Source organism: Halomonas halophila (assembly GCF_030406665.1).
Lineage (GTDB): Bacteria > Pseudomonadota > Gammaproteobacteria > Pseudomonadales > Halomonadaceae > Halomonas > Halomonas halophila.
In genome coordinates this window covers 2,792,859-2,811,683 of record NZ_CP129121.1, presented here as the reverse complement: position 1 = coordinate 2,811,683, position 18,825 = coordinate 2,792,859, and the positions used below count along the sequence as shown (strand labels likewise).

Genomic DNA, 18,825 nt, shown 5'->3' with positions numbered 1-18,825 from the left:
CCTATGGAACCCCTGATGGCCGTGACCATCGGCGTGCTGTTCGCCACCGCCATCTACATGATGCTGCGGCGCTCCATCGTCAAGCTGGTGATCGGGCTGATGCTACTGTCCAACGCCGCCAACCTGCTGATCTTCGCCACCGCCGGCATGCGCCGCGGGGCGCCGCCGCTGGTGCCGGAGGGGCTCGCTGCCCCCGAGTCGGCGGTGGCCGATCCGCTGCCCCAGGCGCTGGTGCTGACCGCCATCGTCATCGCCTTTGGCGTGCTGTCGTTCGCGGTGGTGCTGGTGCGGCGCGCCTGGGAGATCGTGCGCGCCGACGACCTTGACCGGATGAAGGATACCGATACGTGACCCCGCAGATCGCGCTACCCGTCCTCATACCGTTGTTCGCCGGGGCCCTGTCGCTGGTGTTCTGGCGGTCCCGCACGATGCAGCGCCTGATCGCGGTGGGCGGCACCGTCGGGCTGCTGGTCACCGGCATCTGGCTGCTGATGACGGTGAACCGCGACGGCATCCAGGTAATGCAGATGGGCGGCTGGCCGGCGCCCTTCGGCATCAGCCTGGTCGCCGACCTGCTGGGCGCGCTCATGGTCGTGCTGACCGGTATCATCGGCCTGGCGGTGGCGCTCTTCTCGCTGGCGTCGGTCGGCCGCGGGCACCAGGACTACGGCTATTTCCCGCTGATGCACCTGCTGCTGGCCGGCGTGGCCGGGGCCTTTTTGACCGGCGATATCTTCAACCTCTACGTGTGGTTCGAGGTGATGCTGGTGGCGTCCTTCGCGCTGCTGATCCTGGGCAGCGAGAAGCCGCAGATGGAAGGGGCGATCAAGTATGTCACCCTCAACCTGGTGTCGTCGGTGCTGTTCCTGGTCGCCGTGGGCCTGCTGTACGGCATGGTGGGCACCCTCAACATGGCCGACATCGCCCGCCGGCTGGCGACGCTGGACGATACCGGCATGGTCGATGTGCTGGCGATGATGTTCATGGTCGCCTTCGGCATCAAGGCGGCGGCCTTCCCGCTGTTCTTCTGGCTGCCGGCCTCGTACCACACGCCGCCGGTCGCGGTGTCGGCGCTGTTCGCCGGTCTGTTGACCAAGGTCGGGGTCTATGCGCTGTTTCGGGTGTTCACGCTGATCTTCCATCACAGCCCCGGCTATACCCATGAGATCCTGCTGTGGGGGGCCGCCCTGACCATGCTGTGCGGCGTGCTGGGGGCGGCGGCGCAGTTCGAGTTCCGGCGCATCCTGTCGTTCCACATCGTCAGCCAGATCGGCTACATGATCCTGGGGCTGGCGCTGTTCACGCCCCTGGCGATCCTCGGCGGCGTGTTCTATATCGCCCACCACATCATCGTGAAGACCAACCTCTTCCTGATCAGCGGTATCGTCCAGCGGCTGCGCGGCAGCTATCGCCTCGAGACGCTGGGCGGCGTCTATCGCGAGCATCCCTGGCTGGCGGTGCTGTTCCTGATACCGGCGCTGTCGCTGGCCGGCATGCCGCCGCTGTCGGGCTTCCTCGCCAAGTTCATCGTGATCCGGGCGGGCCTCGAGGCCGAGGCCTACGGGGTGACGGCGATCGCCCTGCTGGTGGGGCTGCTCACCCTGTACTCGATGATCAAGATCTGGAACGAGGCGTTCTGGAAGGCGCCGCCCGGTGGCGAGGCCGGGGGCGAGCCCCAGCGGGAGGTCGGGCAGCGCGAGCTGTGGCTGATGGGCGCGCCGGCGGTCGGCCTGGCGCTCTGCACCCTGGCGATCGGCCTGCAGCCCGACGCGCTCTATGCGCTGGCCGAGGCCTCGGCGGCGCAGCTGCTGGCTCCCGAGCGCTACATCGAGGCGGTACTCGGCGTACCGGGAGGGGGATCATGATCGGCGCGGCCTGGAACCTGATGCTAGGCGTCGCCTGGGTGGTGCTGACCGGCGACTTCAGCGGCGGCAGCCTGTTCGCCGGGCTGGTGTTCGGCTACCTGGTGCTGGCGCTGATCCAGCCCCAGGTGCCGGCGCTGGCCGGTTACGCCCAGCGGCTGCCGCGACTGATCCGCTTCGTCGGCTTCTTCCTCAAGGAGCTGGTGGTCTCCAACCTGCGGGTGTCCTACGACATCGTCACGCCGCCCTGGTACATGAAGCCGGGGGTGATCGCGATGCCGCTGAAGGCCCGCACGGAATTCGAGATCGCCTTCGTCGCCAACCTGATCTCGCTGACCCCGGGGACGCTGAGCCTGGACGTCTCCGACGACCGCCGCGTGCTCTACATCCATGCCATGTTCCTCGACGACGAGCCGGCGCTGACCCGCAGCCTGGCCGAGCTGGAGCGGCGTGCCCTGGAACTCTTCCACTGACGAGGGGAGGACTATCCCGTGTCGATCGTGATCCTGTTCAGCCTGGCCGTGATGTCGTTGGCCCTGTGCCTGGCGTTTGCGCGCCTGTTCCGGGGGCCGAGCCTGCCGGACCGGGTCGTGGCGCTGGAACTGTTCTCCTCGATCCTCGTCGGCATCATCGGTGTGGTGGCCATCGCCACCGACGTGTCGATCCTGCTCGACGTGGCCATCGTCATGGCGCTGATGGCCTTCATGGCGACCATCGGCTTCGCCCGGTTCCTGGAGCGGGGAGGACCGCGAGATGACTGAGGTGCTCACCGCCGCCGGCATGCTGACGGGCTCCACCTTCATGCTGCTGGCGGCCCTGGGGGTGGTCCGCCTGCCCGATCTGCTGACGCGACTGCACGCGACCACCAAGGCGGCCACGCTGGGCGTGTCGCTGATCATGCTGTCGGTGGCGGTGCACTTCGCCGAGACGGCGGTGGTGGCCCGGGCCCTGGGGATCATCTTGTTCCTCATGCTGACGGCGCCGGTGGCGGCGCACATCATCGGCCGCGCCGGCTACTTCGTCGGGGCCCGACTGTGGGATGGCACCGTCAAGGACGAGCTGCGCCCCCACTACGATCCGCTGACCCATCGCCTGCGCAGCGGGCGCGAAGGCGACGACGAACCGCCTGCCACGCCGCCCCATCGCGACTGACTGCCCCGCCCGCAAGACGCGTCTCGTTGCACCGAGGCGCGTCGCCCCCGAGACCCGCGACATCCACAGGCCGACGTCTCGATCACCACGTTCGGTTCATCCCACCCGCCTGCCGGCCCGCAGGGCGAATGCTGACCGCGTCGGCCGTTCCGCTTGCGTTCGCGGCCATGGGATATAACATGTACATAAGTTGTACCATTTTTTATCCCTGTCCATGTTAGGTGGAGCCATGCGTCGCAAGGCTGATCTGCCCTCCAAGCCGTGCCAGTGCTGCGGCCGCCCGTTCCGGTGGCGGCGCAAGTGGGCTCGCTGCTGGGCGGAGGTGCGCTACTGCAGCGACCGTTGCCGTCGCGAGGTCAGGCGCCTTTCACGACGCCAGGACGGGGCATGAGGGGGCCGTCATGAGTATCGATCTCGTCTGGCTGCGCCAGGACCTGCGCCTGGCCGACAATCCGCTGTTCGCCGGGCCGTTGGGAGAGCACCTGGCCTGCGCCTATGTGCTGGATGAGCGCTGGCTGAAGGAACGGCGCATCGGTGCGGCCCGCCTCGGCTTCCTGTGGCAGAGCCTGATCGAGCTGCGCGGCCGCCTGCTCGCCCGGGGCAGCGATCTGCTGGTACGCCTCGGTGACCCTTCCGAGGAGGTAGCGGCCCTGGCCGCCGAGCTCGGCGCTCGGCGAGTGAGGGTGCGGTGGGATCCCGGCTGGGAGGAGACCCGCGCCGTCGAGCGGCTGGCGCCACGCCTCGCCGCGGATTGCGAGCTCGAGTGCCTGGAAGGGGGCATGCTGTTCACCGAGGACGACCTGCCCCGGCCTGTCGAGGCGCTGCCGCCCGGCTTCTCCGGGTTCCGGCGTCGGCTCGAGACCGTCACCCCGCAATACGCCGGTTCGATTCCCGTGACGCTGCCGCCCTGGCCGCCCCAGGCCTCACGCGGGCTGCCGCCGCTGCGCTGGGTCGACGTGCGGGCGGCGGAATGGAGCGCCTCGTCGCTCGGCGGCTTTCGCTTCACCGGCGGCGAGCGTGCCGGCCTCGCCCGGCTGAACGACTATCTGTGGGGCAGCGGGGCGGTGGCGCACTACGCCGAGACTCGCAACGGTCTGGTCGGCGCCGACGTATCCAGCCGGCTGTCGCCCTGGCTGGCGCTGGGCTGCCTGTCCGCCGCTCAGGTCAACGACGCCCTGGACGACTGGGAGGCGGAGCGCGGGGCCAGTGACTCGAGCCGTTGGCTGCGCTTCGAGCTTTGGTGGCGGGAGTATTTCCACTGGGCCGCCCGGCAGGACGGTCGGCGACTCTACGGCGGCGCCACGCCACCCGACGGGGGCGAGGACTTCGCGGCCTGGTGCCGCGGCGAGACCGGGCTGCCGTTCGTCGACGCCGGAATGCGCGAACTGACCGAGACCGGCTGGCTGTCGAACCGCGCCCGGCAGAACGTGGCCAGCCATCTCGTGCACGATCTGGGCGTCGACTGGCGACTGGGGGCGGCCTGGTTCGAGCGTTGCCTGATCGATCACGACGTCGCCAGCAACTGGGGCAACTGGGGCTATATCGCCGGCCGTGGCCGTCATGCCAAGGCGCATCGCTTCGACGTGCTGGACCAGGCCGAGCGCTATGATCCTCAGGGCGACTATGTGGCCCGCTGGTGCCCCGAGCTCGCCGATCTGCCGCCCGGGAACGCCCGCCATCGGCCCTGGCGGCATGATCCCGCGGTTTTCCTGCCGCCCCCTTCGCTGTCAATCCAGGAAGAGGCCGCGCCATGAGTACCGATTCCGCTCCCTGCGCTCGCCAGTTGCCCCGCGTCGCCACGGTCGGACTCGGCGTCGCCGGCCTGGGGCCCTTCCTCGCGACCCTGGCGGCGGCCTTCCTGGCACCGCCTCCCGGGCAGGCCCTGGCCATCGAGGCCTTCCTCGCCTACGGCTCGGTGATCCTGTCCTTCCTCGGCGGGGTGCACTGGGGACTGGCGCTGGTCGGCGCCGGCGGCTCCGAGCCCGCGGGTCGCCGTCTGGTCGTGGGCGTGCTGCCGAGCCTGATCGCCTGGCCGGCGCTGCTGCTCGACCCGCCGGCCACCGCCGCGATGCTGCTGACCGGCTTCGTCGCCCTGCGTCTCTACGAGGCGGGCCCCGGCGCCGCGGGGCTGCCGAGCGACTATCGGCGGCTTCGTACTCGCCTGACCGCCGTGGTGGCGGCCTGCCATCTGGCGCTGATCGCCCGGCTGCTGCTACTGGCCTGAGCCGGCGTTCTGCGCGATCATCGGGGGCTCTTTTCGTCAAGGAACGTCGTCGATGCTGCCCCCGTTACTGCTCCTCGTGCTGCTCTGCGCCGGCCTGGCCGGCTGCCAGGGTATCGCCACCCCCCGCGCCGAAGCCGCCTCTTCTCCGATCTCGCCGATGGCGTCGCCCACGGCCGAGGTCGCCGCCTCGACGAGGCCGGAGGGCGGGGGGAATGCATCCGCCGAGCGCCCCGAGGCCGTGGGCGACTTCGACGACTGGCGCCGCGACTTCCGCGGCCTGGCCCGTGACGAGGGCCTCGGCGAGACTGCCCTGGCCCGCATCGACGCGCTGCGCTACCTGCCTCGGGTCATCGAACTGGATCGGCGTCAGCCGGAGTTCGTGCGCCCGATCTGGGAGTATCTCGACGGCGCGGTGTCGGCGAGCCGGGTGAGCACCGGCCGCGACCGGTTCGACGCCTATCGCCGCACGGTCGAGCGCGCGGAGTCGCGCTACGGCGTGCCGGCCGAAGTGCTGGTGGCGATCTGGGGCATCGAGAGCAGCTACGGCGGCTATCAGGGCGAGGTCTCGACCCTCGATGCCCTGGCGACCCTGGCCTATGACGGTCGCCGGCGCGACTTCGCCCGCGGCGAGCTGCTGGCGGCGCTGCGCATCCTCGAGGCCGGCGACGTGCCTGCCGAGCGCATGGTCGGCTCCTGGGCCGGCGCCATGGGCCATCCGCAGTTCCTGCCGTCGAGCTACCTGGCCCACGCGGTGGACGGCGACGGCGACGGCCGCCGCGATATCTGGGGCAGCGTCCCGGATGCCCTGACCTCGATCGCCGCCTATCTCGTCGAGGCTGGCTGGCGGGCCGAAGAGCGCTGGGGCGCCGAGGTGGTGCTGCCGGCCGACTTCGATTACTCGCTGACGGGCGATACCACGCGTCGCAGCGCCGACGACTGGGCCGCGGCGGGCGTGCACCCGCGCGCCGGTGAGGCGCTGCCCGCACTGAGCGAGGCCGCGCTGATCGCCCCGGCGGGTGCACGGGGGCCGGCCTTCCTGGTCGGCCACAACTTCCGGGTCATTCGCCGCTACAACAACGCCACCAGCTATGCCCTGGCGGTGGCCACGCTCGGCGACGCCATCGACGGGCGCCCCGCGGTCCAGGGCGACTGGCCCCGCGAGGAGCCGGCGCTCAAGCGTACCCAGGTGCTGGAGCTGCAGCGGCGGCTCAACGCCCGCGGCTACGAGGTCGGCGAGGCCGACGGCATCCTCGGGCCCAACACCCGGCGTGGCCTGCGGGCCTTCCAGCGCGAGATCGGCGTGACGCCGGACGGCTTCGCCACCCTGGGCCTGCTGGAGCGGCTGCGGGAGGTGGGCTCATGAGGCGTGCGGCGTGGTGTCTGGCGGCGGCGCTGTGGTCGGGGCTGGCCCTGGCCGAGGCCCCGGATCGCAGCGTGGGCTGGGTCGAATCGGTGACCCTGATGCCCTGGAACCTGCCCTTCGAGGCCAAGCTGGACAGCGGGGCGCTGACCTCGTCGCTGGATGCGCGGGACATCGAACGCTTCGAGCGCGACGGTGAGGCCTGGGTGCGTTTCCGGCTGCAGTTCGATGACGACGACAATGGCGAGACCTTCGCCATGACCCTCGAGCGCCCCCGGGTGCGGCGCCTGACGGTGCGCGGCGCCGGCGGTACCGACGACCGGCCGGTGGTGCTGCTGGATGTGTGCGTGGACGGCGTGCGCTACGAGGAGGAGTTCAGCCTGCGCGACCGCTCGGAGATGACCTACCCGATCCTGCTGGGGCGCCAGACCATCGGCCACCTGGGCCGCCTGGACGTGGCCAGCACTCACCTGACCGAGCCCGGCTGCGACGGCGACGCGCCGCGGATGCCCCATCGAGCCGATGATGAGGCGTCCGGCGATGACGGGGAGAACGGTGACAAGAGAGAGAACAGAGAGAGCGGGAAGGCCGATGGCGGTGAGGCATCGTCGTCATCGGCCGCCGAGTCCGAGACCGAGTCGGCGTCAGAATAGCCGCGCCAGCAGGGCGGTGACCGCGGTCTCCACGCGCAGGATGCGCGGCCCCATGTGGACGCCCTGGCAGCCGGCCTCGACCAGCTTCTCCACCTCCCAGGGGATGAAGCCGCCCTCGGGGCCCACCACCAGCAGTGTCGGCGCCTCGACCCCGCGGGGGCAGGCGTCCGGCATGCCGGGATGGGCCAGCAGCCCGCGGCGGCCGGCCAAGAGCCCCGGCAGGGTGTCCTCGACGAAGGGACGGAAGCCCTTGGCCAGGGTCACCCGCGGCAGACGGGTGTCCCGGGCCTGCTCCAGGCCCAGCTCCAGATGGCGGCGGATCTTGTCCTCGGACAGCTCCGGCGACTGCCAGTAGCTCTTCTCCACCCGCCTGGTGTTCAAGAGCGTCAGTTCCTTCACGCCCAGCGCGGTGACATGCTCGAGCGTGCGTGCCAGCATTCGCGGCCGCGGCAGGGCCAGCACCAGATGCACCGGCAGCGGCGGTGGCGGCGCCTGATCGAGCCCCGACACGTCGAACACTGCCTCGTGCTCGCCGAGACTCAGCAGCTCGCCGCGCCCCAGGGCGCCACCCGCGATGCCGAGCGTCATCGTGTCCCCTTCGCGGGCCCGATGGACCTCCCTGAGATGGGCGAGCCGGCGCGGGGCGCACACCCGGGCCAGGCGGTCGTTCTCGATGTCGTCGGGGGAGAGCAGGATCAGGTTCATGGGGCCTCGTGGTGCCGGTATGCCTTGCATGGTCGGTAAGGCGGTGCACAATACCTGCATAAGGAGGCATTCGCCCACCCGATTCGAACAAGGAGAGCGCCGTGCGCGTGATTCGCAAGTATGCCAATCGCCGGCTCTATGATACCGAACAGAGCCGCTATGTGACCCTCGAGGATCTGCGCAAGCTGATCCTCGACGAGGTGCCCTTCCGGGTCGAGGATGCCAAGAGCGGCGAGGACCTGACCCGGACCATCCTGCTGACCATCATCATCGAGCAGGAGCAGGCCGACGGCGACGCCCAGGTGTTCTCCAACGACCTGCTGGCCCAGTTCATCCGCGTCTACAACATGGCCCAGCCGCTGCCGCTGGCGCGCTACCTGGAGCAGGGCACGCAGCTGATGATGGAGCAGCAGAAGCACCTGCAGGACCAGTGGCAGCAGGCCATGCGCCACACGCCCATGGAGCTGATGCGCGAGCTGGCCGAGGAGAACATGCGCTTCTGGCAGCAGAACCTGGGTGGCAAGGGCCGCAAGGATGACGACGAGTCCTGATGGCGTACCGATGCTCTCGGGGCTGATCCGGCGACAGGTCGCCGAGGGGCGCTGTGAACTCTTCCCTGGGCGCTACTTTTGCCATGCATGGCAACCCACCCCCTCTCTGACCTGTCCCCGGCGCCCCGCGTGGCGCTTCGATAGGCCGGCGTATCGAAGCTGAAGGCGGCGCCGACGGCCGCTTTCTGACATAATGCGGCGACGTTTTTCCCGTGTTATCCCCCTGTAAGTGAGGTAGAGCAGCGGATGAAGGTTCTGATCATCGGCGGCGGTGGCCGCGAACATGCCCTGGCCTGGAAGGTCGCTCAGTCGCCCGAGGTCGAGACCGTCCACGTGGCCCCGGGCAACGCCGGCACCGCCCGCGAGCCGGGACTCGAGAACGTGGCGATCGGCGCCGAGGACCTGGACGGGCTGCTCGCCTTCGCCCGCGAGCAGGCCATCGACCTGACCATCGTCGGCCCCGAGGCGCCGCTGGTGGAAGGCGTGGTCGACCGCTTCCGCGAGGCCGGGCTGGCGATCTTCGGCCCCACCGCCGGTGCCGCCCAGCTCGAGGGCTCGAAGGCCTTCACCAAGGACTTCCTGGCCCGCCACGCCATTCCCTCCGCCGAATACCGCACCTTCGTGGCGGTGGAGCCGGCGCTCGAATACCTCGCCGAGAAGGGCGCGCCGATCGTGATCAAGGCCGACGGACTGGCCGCGGGCAAAGGCGTGATCGTCGCCATGACCCGGGAAGAAGCCGAGGCCGCGGTCCACGACATGCTCGAGGACAACGCCTTCGGCGACGCCGGCGCCCGGGTAGTGATCGAGGACTTCCTGCAGGGCGAGGAGGCCAGCTTCATCGTCATGGTCGATGGCGAGACGGTGCTGCCGATGGCCACCAGCCAAGACCACAAGCGCGCCTACGACGACGACCAGGGCCCGAACACCGGCGGCATGGGCGCCTACTCGCCGGCACCAGTGGTCACCGACGAGATCCATGAGCGCGTGATGGAGCGCGTGATCCGGCCCACGGTGCGCGGCATGGCCGAGGAAGGCCATCCCTACACCGGCTTCCTGTACGCCGGCCTGATGATCGACCCCGAAGGCAACCCGCGGGTGATCGAGTACAACTGCCGCTTCGGCGACCCCGAGACCCAGCCGATCATGATGCGCCTGCAGTCCGACCTGGCCGAGCTGTGCCTGGCCGGCGCCCGCGGCGAGCTTTCCGGCCACGCCTGCGAGTGGGATTCCCGCGCCGCGGTGGGCGTGGTGATGGCCGCCGGCGGCTATCCCGGCAGCTATCGCAAGGGCGACGCCATCGAGGGGCTCGACGCCGCCGAGGCCACCGGCAGCAAGGTCTTCCACGCCGGCACCGCCCTGGGCGACGGCGGCGAGGTGCTGACCGCCGGTGGCCGCGTGCTATGCGTCACCGCGCTGGGCGAGGGTGTCTCCGCGGCCCGCGACCTGGCCTACCGGGGCGTGGCCGAGATCCGCTGGCAGGACGCCTTCCACCGCGGCGACATCGCGCATCGCGCCATCGCCCGGGAAGGCGGCGAGGGCTGAGCCCGCGAGCCTGACCCACCCACGACGGCGCACATTCACCACCAGGAGGCGGCATGGAACGCGTGAAACTGGAGTTCCCCGAGGCGGACATCCTGCACCGGCATCCGCTGTCGGTGCGCATCACCGACATGAACTACGGCCGGCATCTCGGCCATGATGCCGTGGTGTCGCTGATGCACGAGGCCCGCGTTCAGGCCCTGGCCACCCGCTCGCTCGCCGAGGGCGACATGGGCGGCTACCCGTGCGTGGCCGCCGACCTGGCGGTGCAGTATCAGGCCGAGTCGCGCTGGCCCGAGGCGCTGGAGGTGGACACCGCGATTCCGGCGCCGGGGCGCCGCGCGATCGCCGTCTACCATCGCATCCGGCGCCTCGCCGACGATCGTCCCGTGGCCACGGCACGCATCAACCTGATGCTGGTGGACCCCGCCACCGGCCGCCCGGTGGCGGTGCCCGACCTCGTGCGCGAGCGTCTCGCGGGGGCGAGCTGATGTCGCGCGAGTATCCGATCATCGCCGTGACCGGCTCCTCCGGGGCCGGCACCACCACGGTCAAGCGCACCTTCGAGCGCATGTTCGCCCGCGAGGACCTGCATGCCGCCTTCGTCGACGGCGACGCCTTCCATCGCTACACCCGTCAGGAGCTGGCGCGGATCTTCCGCGAGGAGCCCGAGCGCAAGGACGAGCTGTCGCACTTCGCCGTGGAGGCCAACCTGCTGGAGGAGCTCGAGGCGCTGTTCCAGGAGTATGGCGAGCACGGCACCGGCACCTATCGGCACTATATCCACGCCGAGGACAAGTCGATGATCGAGGCCGGCTATCAGGTCGGCACCTTCACCGAATGGCAGCCGCTGCCCACGGGCACCGACCTGCTGTTCTACGAGGGGCTGCACGGTGGCCTGGTGACCGCCGAGCACGACATCGCCCGCCACGTGGACCTGCTGGTCGGGGTGGCGCCGACCATGAACCTGGAGTGGATCCAGAAGATCGATCGCGACATGCGCTATCGCGGCTACTCCCAGGAGGCGGTGATCGACACCATCCTGGGGCGCATGGACGACTACGTGCGCTATATCCAGCCGCAGTTCTCGCGCACCCACATCAATTTCCAGCGGGTGCCCACGGTGGATACCTCGAATCCCTTCGAGGTCCAGGATATCCCCGCCGATGCCGAGTCCTTCGTGGTGATCCGCTTCCGCGATCCGGCCACGGTGGACTTCCCCTACCTGCTGGCGATGATCCCCGATGCCTTCATGAGCCGACCGCACACCCTGGTGGTGCCGGGCTCGCGCATGCCGCTGGCCATGGAGCTGATCCTGGGGCCGCTGGTGCGCCACCTGCTGGCCCAGCGCCGTTTTCGCTGAGCCTCTACATTCGCCGTTCGTCATCCGTCGAGGAGCCCGCCATGGACTGCCTGTTCTGCAAGATCATCAAGCGTGAGATTCCCGCCGACATCGTCTACGAAGACGACGAGGTGCTGGCCTTCAACGACATCGATCCCAAGGCGCCGACGCACCAGCTGATCGTGCCCAAGCGCCATATCGCCACCCTCAACGACATCGAGGAAGACGATCTGGCGCTGGTGGGTCGGCTGCAGTTCACCGCCGCCCGGTTGGCCCGCGAGGCCGGTTTCGCCGACGACGGCTATCGGGTGGTGATGAACTGCAATGAACAGGGCGGTCAGACCGTCTATCATATTCATATGCACCTGATGGGCGGTCGACGCTTTACTTGGCCGGCTGGGTAGTCGGCGCGCGGCGCCTGCCGCGGCTTGCGGTGTTCGACGCATCAGGTGCAGCCTTCCCGGGCCTCGCCCGACACCGTTTCCGTTCGACGCCGCCTCCGGGGCGGCGTCGTCGCATCCGGAGGAACTGCCGGCACCGGGGCGACTCGGTTACAATGAGCTCATCATCGATTCAGGGGGTGTCATGAACCGTCAGTATTCCCGTGCCGATCAACTGGTGCGCCAGGGCGATGCCGTGCTGCGCACCCTGGTGCCGGGCGCCGCCCAGCCGTCTCGTCCATCGCCGGCCACCCCGGAGGTGCGCGACGATGCCCTGGACGAGGCCGAACGACGCCACGCCGTGGGCCTGATGCGCATCAACCATACCGGCGAGGTGTGCGCCCAGGCGCTCTACCAGGGACAGGGGCTGACCGCCAAGCTGCCCGAGGTTCGTGAGCAGATGGAGGAAGCCGCCCAGGAGGAGATCGATCACCTGGCCTGGTGCGAGTCGCGTCTCGACGAGCTCGACGGTCACACCAGCCGTCTCAACCCGCTGTTCTATGCCGCCTCGTTCGGCATGGGGGCGCTGGCCGGGGCGATCGGCGACCGCATCAGCCTGGGCTTCGTCGCCGCCACCGAGGAACAGGTGGGTCGCCACCTCGACGCCCACATGGACGAGCTGCCGTCCGGCGACCACCGCTCCCGCGCGGTGCTGCGCCAGATGGCCATCGACGAGGCCCATCACGCCGAGCAGGCGCTGGAAGCCGGCGGCGCCCGCTTCCCGGGGCCGGTCAAGGCCGGCATGACGCTGATGTCCAAGGTGATGACCCGGTCGGTTTATAAGCTTTAAGCGCCGAGCTACAAGCGCCGAAGATAGCAGGGGTCAGACCCTTAAGCGCCCTTAGGGACTCCGTCCCTAAGGGCGCTTAAGGGTCTGACCCCGTGTGCCGATGATAGCGCGGGGCTAGTCCATGTTGCGCGAGTAGAATATCTCCAGCATCTCCTTGCGCAGCCGGCTCTCGATGTCGCGGGCCTCCTCGAAGCTGATATCGCGCCGGGAGGTACCGAACAGGTAGTTGTCCAGCTCGAAGTCCTTGAGCAGCATCTTGGTGTGGAACATGTTCTCCTGATACACGTTCACGTCCACCATCTGGTAGGCCTGCTTGGTATCGTCGGCCAGGTAGTCCTGGATCGAGGTGATGTCGTGGTCGATGAACAGCTTCTTGCCGTCCACGTCACGGGTGAAGCCGCGCACCCGATAGTCCACGGTCACGATGTCGGAATCGAAGCTGTGGATCAGGTAGTTGAGCGCCTTCAGCGGGCTGATCTGGCCGCAGGTGGAGACGTCGATGTCCAGGCGGAAGGTGCTGATGCCGTTGTCCGGGTGGGACTCGGGGTAGCTGTGCACCGTGACGTGGCTCTTGTCGAGGTGGGCCACCACGGTTTCCGGCAACGGGCCCGGGCCGGGTTCCATCTGCTCGGGGGCGGCCTCTTCCAGCTCGTGCTCGGCGATCAGGATGGTCACGCTGGCACCGTGGGGCTCGTAATCCTGGCGGGAGATATTGAGCACGTGGGCGCCGATGATGTTGGTGACATCCTTGAGGATCTGCGTCAGACGCTCGGCGTTGTAGAGCTCATCGATGTAGTCGATGTACGCCTTGCGCTGCTCCTCGGTCTTCGCATAGCAGATGTCATAGATGTTGAAGCTCAGGGAGCTGGTCAGGTTGTTGAACCCGTGGAGTCGGAGATTGTCGGTCACGTCCGAGCCTCCCAAAGTGGCAGATAGTGTCATCCCGACGGATGTCGCCGGAACCCCTGGCAATCGAGAGCCGCGTATTATGCACAGCCCACCGTGGCGGCGCACCCGCCGCCACGGTTTTTTTTCGCCGCCGCCAGGCGGGGAGCCGGACCTGGCGTCTCGGCCGTCAGGGCGCCGTGGGGGAAGGCTCGCTTACTCCTCGATGATGGTGAAGGAGTGGGTCACCTCCACGCCGCCCTTGGCCAGCATGATCGAGGCGCTGCAGTACTTGTCGGCGGAGAGCTCGACGGCGCGCTTGACCTGCTTCTCCTTGAGCCCCTGGCCGCTCACGGTGAAGTGGATATGGATCTTGGTAAAGACGCTGGGCACGCTGTCGGCGCGCTCGGCCTCGATGCTGGCCACACAGTCCGCCACCGGGGCGCGCGACTTCTCGAGGATCTCCAGCACGTCGAAGGAGGTGCAGGCGCCCATGCCCATCAGCAGCATTTCCATCGGGCGCGGGCCGGTGTTGCGGCCGCCGTGGTCGGGCGGACCGTCGATGACCACGCTGTGGCCGCTGCCGGCTTCGGCGACGAACTGGCGACCGTCGGTCCATTTCACTGAGGCTTTCATGAACTGATTTCCTTGCTGTTGATTAAGTGCGTGGCTTCACCGCGGCCGCTGCCAGCTTTCCACATCCCCAGGCGACGAACTGGCGACCGTCTGTCCATTTGACGCTGGCTTTCATGTGCGGTGTTTCCTTGGTGCAGTGAGAGAGTGGAATGGCGCCAGCTTAGCAGCTGGCGCCGACCGGCTCAGCCCGGGAGGGCTCCGGCGATGGGTAGGCTGTCCGTCGACAAGCCGGCGAGGAGACACGACGGGTATGTCCCTCCAGGCTCCCGGCGCCGCCCAGGCGTCGGAGCTCCTCTTCGGCTTGTCCCCGGTGCCCCGTGAGGGTCATGAAGGAAGTTGGGTGCGCAGGGCCCTATCCAGGCTCTCGAGGCGGGCCGGGGTGCCGACATCGACCCAGGCGCCGCGATGATGATGGCCGGCGACCCGGCCTGCCGCCATGGCCTCGCGCAGCAGCGGGGCCAGGGCGAAGGCACCGTCGGTCTGAGTGGCGACCAGCGCCGGATCGAGCAGCGCCAGGCCGGCGTAGGTCAGCCGCGGCTCGCCCTCGGCATGCACCCGACCGCCGGCATCCAGGTGAAAGTCGCCGGTGGGATGGTGATCGGGATTGTCCACCAGCACCAGGTTGGCCAGGTCGTCGCCGAGCGGAGGGAGCGCGTCGGGCGTGACATCGCACCAGACATCGCCGTTGACCAGCCAGAACGGCGCCTCGCCGAGCAAGGGTAGGGCGCGGCGAATGCCGCCGCCGGTTTCCAGCGGCGCGTCCTCGCGGCTCCAGGCGATGTCCACGCCGAACTCGTGGCCGTCGCCCAGCGCCTCGATGATCTGCTCGGCGCGGTAGCTGACGTTGATCACCACTTCACGGATACCGGCCGTGGCCAGGCGTTCCAGGTGATGAACGATCAGCGGCTTGCCGGCCACCGGCAGCAGCGGCTTGGGGCAGTGGTCGGTGAGCGGGCGCATGCGCGTGCCGAGCCCGGCGGCCAGGATCATCGCCTTCATGCCGCGCCCTCCCGGTCGATGCCGTCCTCGTCCAGCTTCGCCGCCATGGCGGGGCGGAAGACGTCGGCGAGCCAGGCCCTGAAGGCGTCGTGACCGTCGAGCTCGGCCAGGGCGTCCTCGAGATGGGCGAGGAAGTGCGGCAGGCGGGCGAGATAACCGTCGCGATGGTCGCGCAGGGTCAGCCGGCAGAAGATGCCCAGCACCTTGAGCGCGCGCTGGGCAGCCATGGCGGCCACCCGGGCGTGGAAGCCGGCCGCATCGATCTCGGCATCGAGGCGGCCGTCGGCCACCGCCCGCGCGCGAAAGCCCTCGATCCACTCGGTGCGCCGCGCGGCGTCGAAGCGGCAGTAGCGGCCGTGGAGCAGCGAGATCAGATCGTAGCTGATGGGACCTGCCACGGCGTCCTGGAAGTCGATCAGGTAGAGCGCCTCGTCGGCCACCATCAGGTTCATGGCGTCATAGTCGCGATGCACGGTGACCACGGGCTGGTTCAGCGCGGACGCGATCAGCGCCTGGCGCAGGGCGTTCCAGCCGGGCGGTGGGGCGACGTCGAGCCAGCGCGACAGGCACCATTCGGGGAAGAGGTCGAGCTCGCGGCCGAGCAGGGCGGCGTCGTAGGCCGGCAGCGCGTCCGGCGCGGCGCGGTTCTGAAGCTCATGGATGAGCGTCAGGGCGCGCTCGTGCCAGGCCAGGGTGGCCGGGTCGTTATCGCCGCGGAAGCGGGTCTGCAGCGGCGTGTCGCCGAGATCGTCGAGCTCCAGGAAGCCGGCGTCGAGGTCCACGGCGTGCAGGTGCGGCACCGGCAGGCCGGCGGCTTCCCAGGCCCGGTCGATGGCCACGAAGGGCGTGCTGTCCTCGCGGTCCGGCGGCGCGTCCATCAGCATTCGTGTGGCGCCGTCGGGCAGTGTCAGCCGATAGTAGCGGCGAAAGCTGGCATCGCCGGCGGCCAGGCGCAGGTCCAGGGCCTGCGGGTCGAGTCCATGGCACTGCGCGATCCAGTGGCGCAGCGGCGTCTGGCGGGCGAGGGCATCGGCCTCTGGCATCATCACCTCTCGATGTCCGGTGGCGGGGCTCGGTTGACGGCCCCGAAGCGTCGCCGCATGCTGAGGCCCGACAGCGTCGGCGTGACAGGGACTCGTCGGCGGGACAGGTCGCATGGGGCCTGTATAATACCGATTCACTCCGCCAAGGACATCGTGGAACATGGCCAAGCGACCCTCCCGGACGGCCCTGGCAGGTCTGGTGACCTCGAACCTGATCATTGCCGCTCCTCTGCTGGCGGCGCCCCCCGAGCCGCTGCCCGCCGATCGGCTGGACTGGCAGCCCTGGGGCGCCGACCGGCCGGCCGATGCCGTATGCCGCGGGCGCTACGTGATGCCGGACTATCGTCTGGCCCCGCCGCCCGAGGGGCAGGTCACCAGCGAGGCGGACAGCGGCGAGTACGGTGCCGAGGGGGAGACCCGGCTCAGCGGCCAGGTGGTGCTGCGCCGTGGCGACACCCAGCTCGAGGCGCCGCGGGTCAACCTGCCGGCGTCCCGGGATCGGGTGCTGGCCGAGGGGCCGGTGGCGCTGCGCGACCAGAATCTGCTGGTGCGCGGCGACGCCGCCGAATTCTCGCTGGAAAGCGATGCGGCGAGCATCGATACCGCCCACTATGTGGCCCATGAGCAGCGCCTGCGTGGTGATGCCGTGCGCCTGGCCCGGCTCGAGGACGGCCGCTACCGGCTGCGCGAGGCCAGCTTCACCACCTGCGAGCCCGGCAGCGAGCTGTGGCGCCTGGTCGGCAACGACATCCTGCTGGACCGCGAGCAGGGGTTCGGCACCGCCAAGCACGCCCGCCTGGAGGTCGGTCACGTGCCGGTATTCTACTGGCCCTGGGTGCGCTTCCCGCTCGATGAGCGCCGCCAGACCGGCTTCCTGTGGCCGACCCTCGGCGCCACCGGCAGCGGGCTCGACTATTCCCAGCCTTTCTACTGGAACATCGCCCCCGACCAGGACGCGACCCTCACCCCGCGCTGGATCAGCGATCGTGGCCTGCTGCTGGGCGGCGAGTATCGCTATCTCTTTCCGTCCGACGCCGGCACCATCGAGGGGGCCTACATCGCCGACGACAAGCGTGCCGGCGACGAGGCCTCGAACGGCTCCCGTCTCGAGAACGGCGATGAGCGCTGGTACCTGGACTTCCGTCACGCCGGGCGTTTCGACGAGCGTACCGACTACCGGCTGCGCTACGGCGCGGCCAGCGACGGCGCCTACTTCGACGACTTCGGCCGCGACTTCGCCGAGCAGGACACCGACCACCTGTCACGGCTGGCCCGGCTCGACTATCGCGGCGATGTCTGGCGCCTGCAGGCCAAGGCCCAGGGGTACCAGCGGCTCGATGATCCTCTGAAAGAGGGCGACAAGCCCTTCTACCGCCTGCCGAGCCTGGATGCCCGGGCGCGCTGGTCCCAGGACAATGGCTTCTACGAGGAGTGGGCCTCCAACCTGACCTACTTCTGGCGCGACGTGCATACGGACGACGACGGCTGGTATGACTTCAAGGACGGTCGTCGGCAGATCTCGGAACGCGAGGCGGCCAACGGCACCCGGCTCAGGCTGGATCCGGCCGTGGGCTGGCGCTTCGACCAGAGCTGGGGCTACCTCGAGCCCCGCGTCGAGCTGGCCCATCGCTCCTACGACCTCGACTACGACAATCGCGAGACTACCCCCGGACGCAGCGACACGCCGTCGCTGACCGTGCCGGTGACCTCCGTCGACGGCGGGCTGGTGTTCGAGCGCGACCTCGACGTCGGCGGTGGCGCCTACCGTCAGACCCTGGAACCGCGGCTCAACTACGCCTACGTGCCGGCCGAGGACCAGAGCGAGTTCCCGGACTTCGACACCGGCGAGCGCAATTTCTCCTGGCAACAGCTGTGGTCGCCGGACCGCTTCTCCGGTGGCGACCGGGTGGGCGACCTCAATCGCCTGTCCTATGGCGTCGAGAGTCGCCTGTTGGAGGACGAGAGCGGCCGCGAGCGGCTGTCGCTGGGCCTCGGCCAGGCGCTCTACTTCGAGGATCGCCATATCGACATGGCCGGCGATCCCGATACCCTGCCGAGGGATGAGGACTCCTACGAGTATTACGATGCCACCCGCGACCGCTCGCCGCTGGTGACCCGCCTGAACTGGCGGCTGAGCGACGAGTGGCGCACGCGCTGGCAGTGGCTGTACGACGACAAGGAATCGCGTACCGAGCAGGCCAGCTGGGACCTGCAGTACCGTGCCGATGCCGGCCACGTGCTCAACCTGGGCTATCGCTGGCAGCTTCAGGGCTTCGACGTCTCCGAGGACGACTTCGAGGACCGGCTCGGCTACAACCGCGAGGAGTTCGACGTCTCCGGGGCCTACCGGGTCGGGCCACAGGTCGACCTGATCGGTCGCTTCGTCTACGACAACACCAACGACCGCAGCCTCGAGCAGATGGCGGGTGTGCAGTGGAACGACTGCTGCTATGGTCTGCAGCTGGTGTGGCGCGAGTGGGTCGACGACGAGGGCACCGCGAACACCATCGAAGACGACACCACCGATCGCGGGTTCTTCCTGCGCTTCGTGTTCAAGGGCCTGGGCGGCATCGGCGGAGACGCGGCCAGCTACTTCGACGGCGCCGTGCCGGGCTATCGCAGTACCGCCTTCGGCGCACGCTGA

Annotated in this window: 22 protein-coding genes; 17 read left to right on the top strand and 5 right to left on the bottom strand. The window is 69.1% G+C overall.

Translation table 11 applies throughout. The features are described 5' to 3' along the window. Positions 1–3 precede the first annotated feature (3 nt). The 10 genes from QWG60_RS13220 (at position 4) to rloA3 (ending at position 7,251) form a co-directional block, all read left to right on the top strand. The gene (locus tag QWG60_RS13220) at positions 4–351 is read left to right on the top strand and encodes a Na+/H+ antiporter subunit C (RefSeq protein WP_016853685.1); all 348 of its coding nucleotides are present in this window, start codon (positions 4–6) and stop codon (positions 349–351) included. Continuing rightward, on the top strand, positions 348–1,865 hold the full coding sequence (locus QWG60_RS13215) for a Na+/H+ antiporter subunit D (RefSeq protein ID WP_146909986.1): 1,518 nt from the start codon (positions 348–350) through the stop codon (positions 1,863–1,865). Before QWG60_RS13220 ends, QWG60_RS13215 begins: the two co-directional genes overlap by 4 nt. Continuing rightward, positions 1,862–2,335 (top strand): Na+/H+ antiporter subunit E, encoded by a 474-nt coding sequence (locus QWG60_RS13210; protein WP_046078215.1) that lies wholly within the window; start codon positions 1,862–1,864, stop codon positions 2,333–2,335. Before QWG60_RS13215 ends, QWG60_RS13210 begins: the two co-directional genes overlap by 4 nt. Positions 2,336–2,353: 18 nt before the next feature. Further along, positions 2,354–2,623, top strand: a complete 270-nt coding sequence (locus QWG60_RS13205; protein WP_106487934.1) for a monovalent cation/H+ antiporter complex subunit F — start codon at positions 2,354–2,356, stop codon at positions 2,621–2,623. Further along, a complete protein-coding gene (gene mnhG, locus QWG60_RS13200; protein WP_107181938.1) occupies positions 2,616–3,014 on the top strand; it encodes a monovalent cation/H(+) antiporter subunit G in 399 nt (132 codons plus the stop codon). The genes QWG60_RS13205 and mnhG overlap by 8 nt, the downstream gene beginning before the upstream one ends. A gap of 214 nt (positions 3,015–3,228) precedes the next feature. Beyond that, complete coding sequence (locus QWG60_RS13195; RefSeq protein WP_307725214.1) at positions 3,229–3,405, top strand: DUF2256 domain-containing protein; 177 nt, start codon at positions 3,229–3,231, stop codon at positions 3,403–3,405. A gap of 10 nt (positions 3,406–3,415) precedes the next feature. Continuing rightward, positions 3,416–4,768, top strand: coding sequence for a DASH family cryptochrome (locus tag QWG60_RS13190; RefSeq protein WP_146909984.1), 1,353 nt, complete (start codon positions 3,416–3,418; stop codon positions 4,766–4,768). Continuing rightward, on the top strand, positions 4,765–5,238 hold the full coding sequence (locus QWG60_RS13185; protein ID WP_146909982.1) for a DUF3429 domain-containing protein: 474 nt from the start codon (positions 4,765–4,767) through the stop codon (positions 5,236–5,238). Before QWG60_RS13190 ends, QWG60_RS13185 begins: the two co-directional genes overlap by 4 nt. Positions 5,239–5,290: 52 nt before the next feature. Next, positions 5,291–6,601 carry a lytic murein transglycosylase gene (locus tag QWG60_RS13180; protein WP_146909980.1) on the top strand — a complete coding sequence of 437 codons (1,311 nt, stop codon included), beginning with the start codon at positions 5,291–5,293 and terminating at the stop codon, positions 6,599–6,601. Then, complete coding sequence (gene rloA3, locus QWG60_RS13175; RefSeq protein ID WP_146909978.1) at positions 6,598–7,251, top strand: retropepsin-like aspartic peptidase RloA3; 654 nt, start codon at positions 6,598–6,600, stop codon at positions 7,249–7,251. Before QWG60_RS13180 ends, rloA3 begins: the two co-directional genes overlap by 4 nt. On the opposite strand, the gene QWG60_RS13170 is transcribed toward rloA3, so the two are convergent. After that, entirely contained in the window at positions 7,243–7,956 is a 714-nt protein-coding gene (locus QWG60_RS13170) for a 16S rRNA (uracil(1498)-N(3))-methyltransferase (protein WP_146909976.1), read from the bottom strand. The genes rloA3 and QWG60_RS13170 overlap by 9 nt on opposite strands. 101 nt (positions 7,957–8,057) lie before the next feature. Here QWG60_RS13170 and phaR point away from each other — a divergent pair, with 101 nt between their 5' ends. From phaR to coq7, 6 genes are all read left to right on the top strand, one after another. Further along, the gene (gene phaR, locus QWG60_RS13165) at positions 8,058–8,507 is read left to right on the top strand and encodes a polyhydroxyalkanoate synthesis repressor PhaR (RefSeq protein ID WP_035596615.1); all 450 of its coding nucleotides are present in this window, start codon (positions 8,058–8,060) and stop codon (positions 8,505–8,507) included. A 246-nt stretch (positions 8,508–8,753) separates the two neighbouring features. Beyond that, positions 8,754–10,049: a phosphoribosylamine--glycine ligase gene (purD, locus tag QWG60_RS13160; protein ID WP_046078210.1), complete on the top strand. Its 1,296-nt coding sequence runs from the start codon at positions 8,754–8,756 to the stop codon at positions 10,047–10,049. A gap of 53 nt (positions 10,050–10,102) precedes the next feature. After that, entirely contained in the window at positions 10,103–10,537 is a 435-nt protein-coding gene (locus QWG60_RS13155; RefSeq protein ID WP_046078209.1) for an acyl-CoA thioesterase, read from the top strand. Beyond that, a complete protein-coding gene (locus QWG60_RS13150; RefSeq protein ID WP_035596606.1) occupies positions 10,537–11,409 on the top strand; it encodes a phosphoribulokinase in 873 nt (290 codons plus the stop codon). The genes QWG60_RS13155 and QWG60_RS13150 overlap by 1 nt, the downstream gene beginning before the upstream one ends. A 41-nt stretch (positions 11,410–11,450) precedes the next feature. After that, positions 11,451–11,792 (top strand): histidine triad nucleotide-binding protein, encoded by a 342-nt coding sequence (locus QWG60_RS13145; RefSeq protein ID WP_035596603.1) that lies wholly within the window; start codon positions 11,451–11,453, stop codon positions 11,790–11,792. Positions 11,793–11,973: 181 nt separating this feature from the next. Next, complete coding sequence (coq7, locus tag QWG60_RS13140) at positions 11,974–12,618, top strand: 2-polyprenyl-3-methyl-6-methoxy-1,4-benzoquinone monooxygenase (RefSeq protein WP_046078207.1); 645 nt, start codon at positions 11,974–11,976, stop codon at positions 12,616–12,618. Between the two features lie 114 nt (positions 12,619–12,732). On the opposite strand, the gene speD is transcribed toward coq7, so the two are convergent. The 4 genes from speD to QWG60_RS13120 form a co-directional block, all read right to left on the bottom strand. Continuing rightward, entirely contained in the window at positions 12,733–13,527 is a 795-nt protein-coding gene (gene speD / locus QWG60_RS13135; RefSeq protein ID WP_046078206.1) for an adenosylmethionine decarboxylase, read from the bottom strand. Between the two features lie 192 nt (positions 13,528–13,719). Beyond that, the gene (locus QWG60_RS13130) at positions 13,720–14,139 is read right to left on the bottom strand and encodes an OsmC family protein (protein ID WP_146909973.1); all 420 of its coding nucleotides are present in this window, start codon (positions 14,137–14,139) and stop codon (positions 13,720–13,722) included. A 324-nt stretch (positions 14,140–14,463) separates the two neighbouring features. Further along, the gene (gene murU, locus QWG60_RS13125) at positions 14,464–15,138 is read right to left on the bottom strand and encodes an N-acetylmuramate alpha-1-phosphate uridylyltransferase MurU (protein WP_046078205.1); all 675 of its coding nucleotides are present in this window, start codon (positions 15,136–15,138) and stop codon (positions 14,464–14,466) included. After that, positions 15,135–16,181 carry an aminoglycoside phosphotransferase family protein gene (locus QWG60_RS13120; protein WP_146909971.1) on the bottom strand — a complete coding sequence of 349 codons (1,047 nt, stop codon included), beginning with the start codon at positions 16,179–16,181 and terminating at the stop codon, positions 15,135–15,137. Before QWG60_RS13120 ends, murU begins: the two co-directional genes overlap by 4 nt. 160 nt (positions 16,182–16,341) lie before the next feature. Between QWG60_RS13120 and QWG60_RS13115 the strand changes: the two genes are divergently transcribed. Further along, positions 16,342–18,825, top strand: coding sequence for an LPS-assembly protein LptD (locus QWG60_RS13115; protein WP_290130904.1), 2,484 nt, complete (start codon positions 16,342–16,344; stop codon positions 18,823–18,825).